This window comes from Bacteroides caccae (assembly GCF_002222615.2).
Lineage (GTDB): Bacteria > Bacteroidota > Bacteroidia > Bacteroidales > Bacteroidaceae > Bacteroides > Bacteroides caccae.
On the sequence record NZ_CP022412.2, the window covers coordinates 2,531,939 to 2,545,412 of the forward strand.

At 37.9% G+C, this 13,474-nt stretch carries 10 protein-coding genes; 4 read left to right on the forward strand and 6 right to left on the reverse strand.

The window, feature by feature from the left end; genetic code table 11:
- Positions 1–8: 8 nt before the first annotated feature.
- A complete protein-coding gene (locus tag CGC64_RS09930; protein ID WP_005677770.1) occupies positions 9–575 on the forward strand; it encodes a dual specificity protein phosphatase family protein in 567 nt (188 codons plus the stop codon).
- 113 nt (positions 576–688) lie between these two features.
- On the opposite strand, the gene CGC64_RS09935 is transcribed toward CGC64_RS09930, so the two are convergent.
- Positions 689–2,614 carry an NAD(+) synthase gene (locus CGC64_RS09935; protein ID WP_005677771.1) on the reverse strand — a complete coding sequence of 642 codons (1,926 nt, stop codon included), beginning with the start codon at positions 2,612–2,614 and terminating at the stop codon, positions 689–691.
- 265 nt (positions 2,615–2,879) lie between these two features.
- Here CGC64_RS09935 and CGC64_RS09940 point away from each other — a divergent pair, with 265 nt between their 5' ends.
- The 3 genes from CGC64_RS09940 (at position 2,880) to CGC64_RS09950 (ending at position 4,620) form a co-directional block, all read left to right on the forward strand.
- On the forward strand, positions 2,880–3,308 hold the full coding sequence (locus CGC64_RS09940; protein WP_032838033.1) for a Fur family transcriptional regulator: 429 nt from the start codon (positions 2,880–2,882) through the stop codon (positions 3,306–3,308).
- Positions 3,309–3,330: 22 nt separating this feature from the next.
- The gene (locus tag CGC64_RS09945) at positions 3,331–3,888 is read left to right on the forward strand and encodes an NADH peroxidase (RefSeq protein WP_005677773.1); all 558 of its coding nucleotides are present in this window, start codon (positions 3,331–3,333) and stop codon (positions 3,886–3,888) included.
- A gap of 96 nt (positions 3,889–3,984) precedes the next feature.
- On the forward strand, positions 3,985–4,620 hold the full coding sequence (locus CGC64_RS09950) for a SagB/ThcOx family dehydrogenase (protein WP_005677774.1): 636 nt from the start codon (positions 3,985–3,987) through the stop codon (positions 4,618–4,620).
- A 124-nt stretch (positions 4,621–4,744) separates the two neighbouring features.
- On the opposite strand, the gene CGC64_RS09955 is transcribed toward CGC64_RS09950, so the two are convergent.
- From CGC64_RS09955 to CGC64_RS09975, 5 genes are all read right to left on the reverse strand, one after another.
- Positions 4,745–6,070 (reverse strand): BT_3987 domain-containing protein, encoded by a 1,326-nt coding sequence (locus CGC64_RS09955; RefSeq protein WP_005677775.1) that lies wholly within the window; start codon positions 6,068–6,070, stop codon positions 4,745–4,747.
- 36 nt (positions 6,071–6,106) lie between these two features.
- Complete coding sequence (locus CGC64_RS09960) at positions 6,107–7,972, reverse strand: RagB/SusD family nutrient uptake outer membrane protein (protein WP_167562261.1); 1,866 nt, start codon at positions 7,970–7,972, stop codon at positions 6,107–6,109.
- A 24-nt stretch (positions 7,973–7,996) separates the two neighbouring features.
- Positions 7,997–11,446: a TonB-dependent receptor gene (locus tag CGC64_RS09965; protein WP_005677777.1), complete on the reverse strand. Its 3,450-nt coding sequence runs from the start codon at positions 11,444–11,446 to the stop codon at positions 7,997–7,999.
- Positions 11,447–11,572: 126 nt separating this feature from the next.
- On the reverse strand, positions 11,573–12,784 hold the full coding sequence (locus tag CGC64_RS09970; protein WP_005677778.1) for a FecR family protein: 1,212 nt from the start codon (positions 12,782–12,784) through the stop codon (positions 11,573–11,575).
- A gap of 65 nt (positions 12,785–12,849) precedes the next feature.
- Positions 12,850–13,467, reverse strand: coding sequence for an RNA polymerase sigma factor (locus CGC64_RS09975; protein WP_005677779.1), 618 nt, complete (start codon positions 13,465–13,467; stop codon positions 12,850–12,852).
- Between the last annotated feature and the right edge of the window lie 7 nt (positions 13,468–13,474).

Consider the following 13,474-nt stretch of genomic DNA (forward strand, 5'->3'; position numbering starts at 1 on the left):
ACAGACTTATGCAGAAACGAATCCTGTTAAGCCTACTTTGGGGAGTAATCTTTTCTCTTTCTCTTTTTAGTCAAAACCTGAAAGCAGAGAAGATTACTCTTCCCGATAGTAAACTGAATAATTTATATAAGATAGATTCAGGTGTATATCGTTCCGAACAACCTTCACACTCGGACTTTAAAGCTCTCGAAAAATATGGTATTGGAGAGTCTCTTAATCTTCGTAATAGACATAGTGACAATGATGAGGCAACAGGAACGACTGTGAAACTTCATCGAGTAAAGATGAAAGCGCACTCGGTAGATGAGGAACAGCTGATAACTGCATTGCGCATCATAAAGAATCGTAAATCGCCCATTGTCATTCATTGTCATCATGGCTCTGACCGTACAGGAGTCGTGTGTGCTCTTTACCGTATTATATTCCAGAATGTCTCTAAAGAAGATGCAATTCGTGAAATGACTGACGGAGGCTTTGGCTTTCATCGTATTTATAAAAACATTATTAGAAGAATCAGGGAAGCTGATATTGAACGAATAAAAAGAGAAGTGATGACTGTTGGAGGATCGTACTAGTACCCTGTTTGTACTACCGTGCTGTCACAACCGTGCCATCGCATTGGCACAACTATGCCATGCCGTTGGCACAGTTGTGCCAATGGGGTGGCACAAGCCTATTGATAGGATGCCTATAAACCTTCTATTTCTTTAAGCCACATGGCTGAATTTGCGTCGCTCGGCATTCGCCAATCCCCTCTCGGACTGATAGAAATACTGCCTACTTTAGGGCCATCAGGCAAGCAGGAACGTTTGAATTGTTGATTGAAGAAGCGGCGGAAAAAGATAGCCAGCCATTTCTTGATTGTCTCTTCATCATAATTACCTTTGAATGCGATGTTTGCCAGATAATAAATCTTTGAAGGGCGGAAACCGAAACGTAGGAAATAATAAAGGAAGAAGTCGTGTAGTTCGTAAGGACCGACTAGGTCTTCCGTCTTTTGTTTGATTTCTCCGTTTTCGTCTGCCGGAATCAGTTCCGGACTGATAGGAGTATCCACTATATCAAGCAATGTGGTTTTTGAATCTTCGTCCACACCATTTTCTGCCACCCACTGTACCAGATATTTTACGAGTGTTTTGGGGACGCTTGCGTTAACGCCATACATAGACATGTGATCGCCATTATATGTTGCCCATCCTAAAGCAAGTTCTGATAAATCTCCTGTACCTATTACCATTCCCCAGGTTTGATTGGCCACGTCCATTAAGATTTGTGTACGTTCGCGTGCCTGTGAATTTTCGTAAGTGACATCATGCACATTTATATCATGGTCTATATCCTTGAAATGTTGAATACAAGCGTCTTTAATACTAATTTCACGAATAGATATTCCTAATGATTTCATCAGGTTGATAGCATTATGGTAGGTGCGGTCAGTCGTTCCGAAACCGGGCATTGTGATTCCAAGAATTCCTTTTCTGGATAATCCTAGTTTATCAAACGTTTTCACGCAGACAAGTAGTGCAAGCGTTGAATCCAATCCACCGGAAATTCCTACTACGGCAGTCTTGGCTCCTGTGTGGACAAGCCGTTGTGCCAATCCCGCTACCTGAATAGCGAAAATGTCTTCACAGTGTTCGTTTAGTTCTTTCCCTTGTGGTACAAATGGATGTGGATGGAAACTTCGGGTGAGGGTTAGTTCTTTACTGTTTACAAATTCTGTGGCAACAGAGACTGCTCTCTTGTCTCTTAATTTAGCTTGATTAGCCGCGAAAGTTGTGTTGATTCTACGTTCTGCGCGTATACGTTCTACATCAATCTCGCTGATAATAAGCTGTTCTTCCATGCTGAATCGCTCACTGCGTGCAAGCAGACTTCCATTTTCGTAAATCAATCCATTTCCGGCAAAGACTACATCAGTAGTAGACTCTCCGAAACCGCAAGATGAAAAGACATATCCTGCGATACAGCGTGCAGACTGTTGACTGATGAGAGAACACAGATAATTGTGTTTTCCGATACCTTCATTGTCTGCCGACATATTGAATAGGATTTCCGCCCCTTGTAAAGCTAGCGATGAGCTGGGAGGAATCGTGGACCATAGATCTTCACAAATTTCAATTCCGAAAGTAGTATCTGAAGTTTCAAAAAGCAAATTAGCTCCTATGGGAACAATTTGTCCGCATAGGCGTACATTGTCTGTTGTTAGTTGAATCGCGGAGGTGAACCAACGTTGCTCATAGAACTCTTTATAGTTAGGGAGATAAGTTTTGGCGGTAACGCCTAGTACTTTTCCTTTCTGGATAACTACTGCGCTGTTAATAACCGTCGAATTGACAACTACCGGCATACCAACAATAGAAATAATGTCCAATTGGCGCGTGTTATTCAGAATTTGCATTAATCCCATTTCTGCTTCTTCCAGCAAAAGCTGTTGACCGAACAAATCGCCGCAAGTATATCCAGTAATACTCATTTCCGGGAAAATGATGATTTGCACTCCCTTTCCTTCGGCTACTGCAATCAGGCTTTCTATTCTCTCTACATTGAATTTACAGTCGGCCACTTTCACGTGTGGCACGGCTGCTGCTACTTTCACGAATCCGTAGTTCATCTTATACCTTTTTATATATAATGAGTGCAAAAATAGGAAAATAGTTTTGAATATTTATCTTTTCTATGGTGAATCCTCTCAATGAGGTCTTTTCTATGTACTATAATACTGTTGTTTAAACTTATTCTTTTATTATAGTACAACAAAAGTAATGTTTTTCATTAGATTTTTCTCATATTTTATTTGTTTATTCCAAATAACTCTTTATCTTTGCATTGGATTTATAATTGTAATGAATACAAGTTTGGAAAGAAAGGGATAAATGATGAAACCATACGAACGATTATTAGACCATAATATAAAGCCTTCGATGCAACGTATTGCAATTATGCAATATTTGATGGAGCATCCTATTCATCCGTCAGCTGATGATATTTATACAGCATTATCTCCTTCGATGCCTACGCTTTCAAAGACTACAGTTTACAATACCTTGAAACTGTTTTCGGAGCAAGGAGCGGCTCAAATGCTTACAATTGATGAGAAAAATACTAATTTTGATGCAGATACTTCCGTTCATTCCCATTTTCTTTGTAAACGTTGCGGACACATTTATGACCTGCAATGTCCGGAAGCGGTGAAAAAAGTAGAGAGTCTGGAAATGGACGGACATCAGGTGTCGGAAGTGCATTATTATTATAAAGGTATATGTAAGAATTGCTTGATAAAAGATAAAGAAACACGTATTGACTAATTAATTTAAAATTGAGAAGAAAATGAAAAAATTTAGATGTACTGTTTGCGGTTACGTTTATGAAGGTGACGCAGCTCCTGAGAAATGTCCTTTGTGTAAAGCTCCTGCCAGCAAGTTTGTAGAAGTTGTTGAAGTAGAAGGTGGCGCATTGACTTTTGCTGATGAGCACGTTATCGGTGTTGCAAAAGGTTGCGACGAAGAAATGATTAAGGACCTGAACAATCACTTCATGGGCGAATGTACTGAGGTTGGAATGTATTTGGCTATGAGTCGTCAGGCAGACCGCGAAGGTTATCCTGAAGTAGCTGAAGCTTTCAAACGTTACGCTTGGGAAGAAGCTGAACATGCCGCTAAATTTGCTGAATTGCTGGGTGACTGTGTTTGGGATACCAAAACAAACCTGCAGAAACGTAAAGATGCTGAACAAGGTGCATGCGAAGACAAAAAACGTATCGCAACTCGTGCAAAAGCTTTAAATTTGGATGCTATCCATGACACTGTACATGAAATGTGCAAGGACGAAGCTCGTCACGGTAAAGGTTTTGAAGGTCTGTATAACCGTTATTTCGGCGATAAATAATCAAACCTCATAATAACTCTTAAAAGGTCTGTATTCAAAAATGAATGCAGACCTTTTTTGTCTATATTTGTTCATCAACTTTTAAATATCACAATTATGAGAAAAGTACAACTGTTGTTAGCTTGTTTAGTATTCTCGGTAGCTGCATTTGCTGCTGATAAAGTGATTAAGTTACCAAAACCTAATTTGAACCGTACTGGTACGGTGATGAAAGCATTGTCCGAACGTCATTCTACTCGTGAATTTGCTTCGAAAGCATTGAATTTATCTGATTTGTCGGATTTGTTGTGGGCTGCTAACGGTATTAATCGGAGCGATTCTGGAAAACGGACTGCTCCGTCGGCTTTGAATAAGCAGGATGTGGATGTATATGTGGTATTGCCGGAAGGTAGCTATTTATATGATGCAAAAAATCATCAGTTGAATCTGATAGCTGAAGGCGATTATCGTGGAGCAGTGGCAGGTGGACAGGCATTTGTAATATCAGCTCCGGTATCTTTAGTTTTGGTTAGTGATCTTTCTCGTTTTGGAGATACTAAGAATGCACATACTCAGTTGATGGGTGCTATGGATGCAGGAATCGTTTCCCAGAATATTTCAATCTTTTGTTCCGCTGCAAGGTTGGCTACTGTACCTCGCGCTTCGATGGATATCAATCAATTGAAGAAGGTGTTGAAATTGAAGGAAAGCCAGGTACCAATGATGAATCATCCTATAGGATATCTAAAATAAAAAACTGGACAGGATTCTAAAACTATTTCGGAGTAATTGAAGTGTACCCCAATTGTTTTTTGATAAACTTTTGGGGTACATTTCTTTTTCAGGTCGTCTCTTTTAATTAGTAGGAGTTTTTAGCTCAATACCCGAAGACTGTTAATTCACGAATTGCTGCGGGGGGACACGCATTTCCATGGCCTTCAGGAATGACTAGTTTCAAATAACGAGCTGTGGTCGATTTGACATAGTATCGAAATGTTTCTCTAATAAATTCATCATTGAAGTCAGAAGCACCGATTTTTTCCCAATTACTATTATTGTTGCTGGCATAAAATTCCACCCATTTGATATTATTAGCTCTACTAGCTTCTCCACGGTTTACTAAATCAATTTGAGCAATTGTGACCGGGTCTTTCATATCAATGGTAATTTCATAAGGAGGTTCGCACCAATTGGCTTCAGACTTAGTTTTACAGTGCCAGAAAGTCGTTTCATCGTCGTCAATTAGGTTTTTCACCGGATTGGCTGCTGCTTCGGAATTGCAAGCAATAATTTCCCATTTTGACTTATCTATTTTCTTCCCTTCTTTAACGATACGGAATAAAGTGCTACTTTCCTTGTCTATAACTAATGAATTATTCGGAGTGCCGTTCTGTGTCGCTTCAATGCTTCCAATAGTTATGGGCAATATATAGTTACCCGGAAGTAGATTATCTTTGAGTTGGTAGGAGGCTGTTGTTTCATTAACTCCTTCCGGTAAAGAAATTTTATCCGGAGCTGTGTACGATTCACTCGGTAGTAAGGTGAAATTAACCTTATTGTTTGAATTATACTGTTCAATCAGAGATTGATCGTGGGTTAAATCGCATTCTATATCCCATTTATTAGTAAAAGGTACGCTGATGTGGACGTCCATTTGGGAGGTTTGTAACGGATCTATATTGAATATTCCTGAGTTTGTGATTTGTACAATAGGTTCTGATACCTGAAATGCCAACAATGAAACACATCTTTCGGGGTTGATATTTAGTTCGTTAGAAACCAACCTCAGTGGAAGAACATATTGAATCTGGTCATAATCGGACAATTCGACTATTTTTTCAGGATGATAGGTTATATAACCGCACATTTCATTTTTATTTAGTAAAAATTCAATGTTGGACAATTCATAACAGTTTTCCGGTAACATTTGATAATTGGTTCTGTCTTCTCTGTTCAGAGAGTCTAGTAAATTGGGATCTATCATGAATTTTACTTTTCCTGACATATCGCTTAATCCGCCTCGTTGTACCCAAAGCTCTGCTTGATAACTTTCTCCTACATTGAATGATTTTTGTATATTCAGTGTATTGATAGCAACAGATACTAGGCTATCTGCTTTATCTGCGATCTCAAAGTTCTCGTTACAACTTGCTGTCAGTATCAAAAATACTATGGTTACCAGTATGGAGTATATTTTTTTCATCTTTTTTTATTTTAAGTCATAAAACATAATGTTGATTTACCATCCCGGATTTTGAACAAGCAGTTCAGTTTTCTTCATTTCATCGTCTGGGATAGGATATAAGTACATTTTACGTCTGAAGACAATCGGGCTAGCTTCTACTTCTTCGTAGAATTTGTCTTCTGCCGCATTCATATTCATGCCATGAACATATCCGAATTGACGCCCTTCTCCATCCTGGTCTGCTATCATCCAACGGCGAACATCGAAATAACGTTGTCCTTCCGTTGCCAATTCGATGCGTCTTTCACGTTGAATTGCGAGTCTTTGCAACTCTTGATTTCCCTCAATGGCAGGGTTGAGTTCTTCAATATTCGACAAACCGGCACGCTGGCGTACTTTGTTTAAATAGGTCAGAACACGTTCGTCCTGAGGATCAATTTCATTAACAGCTTCTGCATACAATAAATAAAGATCTGCAAGACGGAAGATGATAGAAGGGCGGAACTTGTTTTGAACCCCCGGAGATTTCATGCTAACTTCCCTGTTAAATCTTTTGTATAGCATATAACCAGTATGAGTATAAATTGTGCCGCTTAATTCATTGGGGCTTCCTTTGTGGAATTGAGTTACGTTGTTTGTTACATGCCATCTCCTATTTTGGAAAAATACTGTATTATAGAAACGTGCTTCCCGATTGAGGAACCGATTGCTGACATTGTTGGCCACTTGTACTTCTTTGCTTCCGGCTTTAACAGTCTCAGTGTATTTGTCAAACCCTTCGGTTGTATATAATGTGGATTGTGGTAAATAACTTGTTGCTTGTATCGGGAGACCGTCCTTCATATAAAAGTCGTCTACGAGTTCTTGTGTGACACCAATGCAACCCATTCCGTTTTGTTCACTTCTTGGGGTACATCTACGGTCGAACATGTCATTTGTCATTCCACCCCATGAAGTTGCTGCAGTAGCCCATATAATTTCTTTATTATATGTTTGGAAAAGATCGTATATATCTTGTGAAGGATTACCCGTATTCAGCAATTCATAATTACCTTCCTCATCTGCAAATTTTATGAATTCTTCTAAAGCAGCTACCGCTTTATTCCATTTATTAGGATCTTTATCAGGAAAAAGTCTTGTCCCATCCAAATTAGTTACGGCTAGCGCTTCTTTGTATTCGCCATTGAATAACTTACTGGCTGCATATACCCACATTTTAGCTTTTACAGCCAGAGCTACGCCTTTGGTTGGCCATGCATTATGCTGGTCGTCATCATGTAATGCCTTTTGAGGCAGCTCTTTGGCTACTGCTGTTAGTTCTTCGTCCAAATAGCTGATTACTTCATCTATGGTATTTCGGGGCAGATCCAGATTATCTTCTCTTTCGAGAATTAAATCTTTTACCAAAGGAATAGCACCATATTGTTCGAAAAGCAAATAGTGATAATAGGCTCTCATGAATCTTACATTAGCCTTCATCTCTGTTAGTTCTTCTTCCGTCAGTACATCAACATGGGTTCCATTTGCCGCTATTGGTTTGGCGTGGGCCAAGAATATATTTGCTTGTCTGATTTCTTTATAGCATGTACCCCAACGGTGAAAACTCATGTTAGCTGCATTTTTATCTGTTTTGTTATAGAGTTTTGCATCTCCATATCCAACAGTTAATTCATCACACATACCTGCCCAAGGATTTTTAAATCCTGTGATACTTCCAGCAGCTGCGGTAATTCCTGAATAATCTGGAATAGAAGTAAATATGTTTGCATACCATCTTCGGGTATAAGATACATTATCGAAAATTTCATCCAATGAACGGAGATTTCCGGCTAACTCATCAGATACATTCAGATAATCGCAAGAATAAATATTGCACAATGCAAAAGCAGCTATCAGTATTTTCTTATATAGTTTCTTCATTGTTTTCATATTTTATAGATTTAATTAAAATGTAAAGTCTATTCCTAAGGTAAAGGTACGATTCTTAGGGTATACGTTTCCTCCATTTGCATTTCCTGCTTCCGGATCGAAATACTTAAGGTTATCCCACAAAGCAAGATTATATCCCATTACATAAATTCTGGCAGCCTGAACATTAAATTTCTTCAAGAATTGTTTGGGCAGTTGATAACCGAATTCCATGTTTTTTAATCGTAAGAAACCTCCATTACGAAGCCACCATGTGCTTGCCACTTGATTATTGGCGTTGTTGGCATTATCTTTATGTAGGCGTGGCATTAATACATTTTGACTTGGATTACTCTCAGTCCAACGGTCCAATGCGAAAGTACGATAACTGGATTGGTCTACTCCCCATGCAAATGGATACCAACCTTCCGGAGTATTTCCTCCTAATAAAACAGAACAGTTTCCGGTACCTTGGAAGAATACACTAGCATAAAATCCTTTATATTCGATGTTTAATCCAAATCCGTAAACGATCTCAGGTACATTAGGATGTCCCACGCCTACTACTTTATCATAGGAATCGATAACTCCGTCACCATTCACATCTTTGTATTTAATATCACCGGGGCCAAGCAATCCACCTAGAGTGCTTTGAGGCAGTTCCGGGCGTAATGTATAGCTTTCAATACCATTACTGTTCTTATTGATGATGAAATCTTCTTTTGTGTATAAGCGTTCGGCTATATAGAGGTTATTTTCATTAATTCGTTTACCTGTTCGTTCCATCCATGGATATTTTTGTGGTAATTCATCATATTCTTTTATCTCATTTCTGGCAAATGTAAATGTCCCTCTTGCACTTAGTTTTACTTTACCAATTTGATGATGAGCATTCAAAGACATATCTACACCATGGTTGGATACGATTCCATAGTTAGCATATTGGTTGACACGAAAACCACTTAATGTTGGTGTCGTTTTTCTTTGCATCAGGATATTGCTTCTTTCGGAACGGAAATAGTCGAATACAATATCTATCTTGTTGTTGAAAAGTCCTAAGTCGAAACCATAGTTTTGTTTTTTCTCAATTTCCCAACCAATATCTAACGTTTCCGGAAATCCTTCGATGATACCTTGTCCTATAGAATTAGTACCTCCGTTACTACCTATTCCTTGTGACCATGAACCTGCATTCATAGAGAAAGTAGGACGGTAGATAAAACGGTCACTGGTAGTGTCGTTACCAGTTTTACCGACAGAAGCTCTTAATTTGATTTTGTTTATATAGTTTTTTAAAACTCCGGGGTAAAAAGGCTCATTTGACAAATAATAAGCCAGTCCTACAGCCGGGAAAAAACCGAAACGATGATTCTTGGCAAATGCTTCTGAACCCGTATATCCAAAATTTCCTTCAAGGAAATAACGTCCGTCATAAGAGTAACTAAAACGCCCTACTAACCCTTGCTTGCGATAGGGGAGAGGTTGAGTCTTGAGTTGTGTTTCTTTTTGCATATATAGCAACATACCACTTACATCATGCTTCTCTGCAAAAATACGTTTGTAGTTGATAGCTGCATCAATATATATTTTCTTTTGCGCTTCAATACCATTGTCCTTCAAATCGCTCAAATCCGGTGTTCCTGATACAACTTGGATGAATGTTAAGTTACCGTTCTCATCTCTACCTGTTGCATGATAACGGGAAGGATTGTATGAACGTATGGATTTGAATGTTGCATCAAAGTCATAGCTGACATTTACTTTGGCGCTAAGTCCCTTGGTGATGAAATCGAGTTTTTGTCTAACGCCAACTTTGGATTGAATACCTGTTCTCCATTGGCGGGTATAACCGGAATTCATCAACTGATTGTATGGGTTCCTCATATTTACACCTCGTTCTTGTTCGTAAGTAGCTACTGTTCCGTCACTATATACTGCGGGAAAACAATAAGGAGGAGTAATCAACATAGAGCGGAAAATAGTAGATGAAGATTCACCCGGATAATTGCCTATCAAGTATTGTCCTGCTAAGTCAATAGATACTAGTGTTGTAGAGGTGACATCCATATCAATGTTTGAACGCAGATTAAAACGGTCCAAGCCAATATTGGTATCGTATTTTTCTGTAGGATTACCTTTATATATACCACTTTCTGTATAATAGGCACCAGATACGAAATATCTGGAACGTGCCGAACCGCCACGCACATTCAATGTATACCGGTGATTATGTGTATTCTTTCTAAGCAGTTCACCTATCCAGTCTGTATCCGGATAAAGATCACGGTCTGTACTAGTACGAAACTTTTCTATTAATTCAGCGCTGAATAAATCGGGTTCCCCGTCATTATTTAATGCTTCATTATATAAACTTAAATAATCAGCAGAACCTACAAATTCAGGCAGACGTTGTGGACTTGAAATGGAGTGTTCTGTTTTAAATGTAATTTTAGGTTTTTCGTCCTTACCGCGTTTGGTTGTAACTAATATAACGCCATTTGCTCCTTCAGCACCATAAATAGCAGTTGCGGCAGCATCTTTTAATACTGAGAATGTTTCAATCTCATCCGGTTCAATATCGGTGATTTTACGAGGAACACCATCTACTAAGACTAAAGGGGTTGATGCGGAACTGTTAGATGCGAATGTGCTGATACCGCGAATCCAGAATTCTGCATCATCGTATCCTGGTTCACCGGAACGTTGTACGGCAATTAAACCGGATACTTGTCCTGCCAGATTGTTGGTCAAATTTCGAGTCGGGGCAGCGATTTCCGAAGGCTTTACCGAACTCATGGATACCACGACGCTCTCTTTTTTTTGTTGTCCATAACCGATGACAACTACTTCGTCCAATGCTTTGGTGTCTTCGCGTAACCGGATGTTAATGTTGCGCCGTCCGTTAATCTTGATTTCTTCTGTTGCGTAGCCCAGGAAAGAAACTATAAGAATATCATTTTTGTTAGGGACACTAATGGAATATCGTCCATCCATATCTGAGATTCCTCCTAATGTTGTTCCTTTTACTTTTACTGAAACGCCAATCATGGACTCTCCTTGTGCATCGGTTATTACACCGGTGACTGTAAATTTGTTACTTTGTTGTTGGCTGTTTGGTTGTTCGCCTTTATGGTAAATTGTGATTTGTCGGTCGTTGATGCTGTAAGTATTATCTGTACCGAGAAATAGCTGGTCCAAAATAGCGCTCACTTGCTGATTTTTTACATCAATATTTACCTTACGATTCGTATCGATGATTTGGTCCATGTAGAAAATTATGTATTCACTATTTTTTTCAATTTCTTGAAAGACTTGTTTCACAGTCTTTTGAGAGGTCTTCATTGTGAATAATTTGCTTTGCAAATACGAATTTGTTGCCAAGCAATGCCCTATTCCTATCAGTAGAAAAAATGAAAAGAACTTCATAATTAGCAATAATTGTTTTTCTTCAGTCTTTTTTAGACTGAATAATTGGTGTTTTTCCATACTTTTATAACGAATTAGATTATTAATATTTAAACGTGTAAGTAATTTAATTTAAGGTCGGGTGATATGCGGGTATTATCCGGCCTTATCATTTTCTAGGAAGTCATATTTTCATAGGCTATTAATTTATTTAGATTTGACATTAATATAGATTTTCTCATTTGATTCTGTTATTTGAGCCGGGACGGTTTGAATCAGCGTATGCAACACATCATCTAGTTCTTCTTTCAGATCTAGCTTACCACTACAAGTAATATTAGCAAGCTGTTTGTCGGTAATGATTGTCTTACCATAGTACTTGCTGAGTTTTTTTGTAATAATTTCCAACCTCTCTTTTTTGAATTGGTAAAATCCATCTTTCCAAGCTATGTATTCTTGTACATCTACAGGATGTACGCTGATACCTTGCTGATCATTATATGCAAGTAAATTGTTTGGTGATAAAGTTTTCGTTTCGTTATTGTTAGTCTTTACTTCTACTTTTCCAGTGACAAGTACTACTGTTTGTATATTCTCTTTTTCGTATGCACAAACGTTAAAAGTAGTACCTAATACCTGTATGTCCATTTTATTCGTTTTTACAATAAATGGTCGACTTTTGTCGTGATAAACATCTAGGAAGGCTTCACCTTCTACATAAATCTCCCGTTTGTTCTTCATAAATTCAACCGGATAAACAACTCGTGAACTGGCGCTTAGCCAAATACGTGTCCCGTCGGAAAAAGTAATTGACGAGCGTTTTCCGGCCGGCACTATTAATTGATTATAAGTATCTTTTTTCTTATCGTTTTCAGTTTCCTGATTAATGGTTTGAGAATTGACATTTAATTTTCCCTGTTGGTTGTAATGTAGCTTACTTTCTTTACCTTGTATAGCTATCTGTTTCTTTTCGGATAGAATCAAAAGGGTTTGATTGGTAGAGACATCAGGTTTCTTTACTGCGACTATATCAGATTTTTCCATGCACTCGCTTGTCTGATAAATATTTTGCAGATACCAACCACTTACAAGGAAGACAACAATGCAAGCTGCAGCTAAAGTGCGGTATAGAATGCGTCTCTTTCTTTTGTTCTGTATTTCCAAACGATTCTGATCGGATATACATTTCCAAATGGAATCTACTTTTTGTTGAGGCAGATAGGGTTTAGGAACATGACGGAGAATATGTAGAAAATTACGCGCAATAGCTATTTCCTTAGCTAACTGCTTGTTTTCTTGAGCTAATTTATCCCAAAACATAATACTTTCCGGAGTCGGATGTTGTTCCGATTCTAAAAAATAAGCATCATTGAGTAATGAGTCTGCTTTATAATTATTATAGTCTATTTTTGAATCCATTTTATGCGTTGTTTATATAAGGACAACTCAAAAAATGGAATCTACTCACTGAACTTGTATTTTTTTTAAAGAAAATGCATTTTTTGTGTTTCTCTGAAGAAAGTGGTCAAGATACTTATCCATGCGATGCATTCAGGTGTTCCGAAAGTATCTCTTACTTTTTGTAGTGAGCGTTGAAGTAAATTGTAGGCTGATTGATAATTAATGTCCATAATCTGACATATTTCATCATATTCCATTTCTTCTATAAAACGATAATATATGATTTCTCGTTGTCTGGGAGTTAGCACATGGAGTATTTTTTTGATTTCATTAATTTGTTCGCGACGTTCTTCTTCATTGATAAAGTCATTCTCTGTTATATATTGTTCTTCCATAGAGTAGAAGTTGAAGGCATAGGATTCTTCTGAACGCTCTTTACTGAAAACATTATAGATACTGTTTTTAAGAGAAATCATCAGATAGATTTTTACATTTTGGGGTATACTTAATTTATTTTTATTCTTGTATATTCTTATAAATACATCTTGTATACAGTCTTTTATCACTTCTGTGTCAGGAGTGATTTGTAATCCATATTGATACAGTAATTGAATATGGTGTGTATAAAGCCAACTATAAGCTTCATCATTGCCTTCGAGAAAAAGTTTCCATTTAATATAACTTTCGTCTTGAATTTGCATAGATGTT

Coding starts and splice junctions, on each gene's coding strand:
- CGC64_RS09960 (WP_167562261.1), bottom strand. CDS start 7,972: ATGAAGAAACTATATAAGAAAATACTGATAGCTGCTTTTGCATTGTGC.
- CGC64_RS09950 (WP_005677774.1), top strand. CDS start 3,985: ATGAGAAAAGTACAACTGTTGTTAGCTTGTTTAGTATTCTCGGTAGCT.
- CGC64_RS09945 (WP_005677773.1), top strand. CDS start 3,331: ATGAAAAAATTTAGATGTACTGTTTGCGGTTACGTTTATGAAGGTGAC.
- CGC64_RS09935 (WP_005677771.1), bottom strand. CDS start 2,614: ATGAACTACGGATTCGTGAAAGTAGCAGCAGCCGTGCCACACGTGAAA.
- CGC64_RS09975 (WP_005677779.1), bottom strand. CDS start 13,467: ATGCAAATTCAAGACGAAAGTTATATTAAATGGAAACTTTTTCTCGAA.
- CGC64_RS09955 (WP_005677775.1), bottom strand. CDS start 6,070: ATGAAAAAAATATACTCCATACTGGTAACCATAGTATTTTTGATACTG.
- CGC64_RS09940 (WP_032838033.1), top strand. CDS start 2,880: ATGAAACCATACGAACGATTATTAGACCATAATATAAAGCCTTCGATG.
- CGC64_RS09970 (WP_005677778.1), bottom strand. CDS start 12,784: ATGGATTCAAAAATAGACTATAATAATTATAAAGCAGACTCATTACTC.
- CGC64_RS09965 (WP_005677777.1), bottom strand. CDS start 11,446: ATGGAAAAACACCAATTATTCAGTCTAAAAAAGACTGAAGAAAAACAA.
- CGC64_RS09930 (WP_005677770.1), top strand. CDS start 9: ATGCAGAAACGAATCCTGTTAAGCCTACTTTGGGGAGTAATCTTTTCT.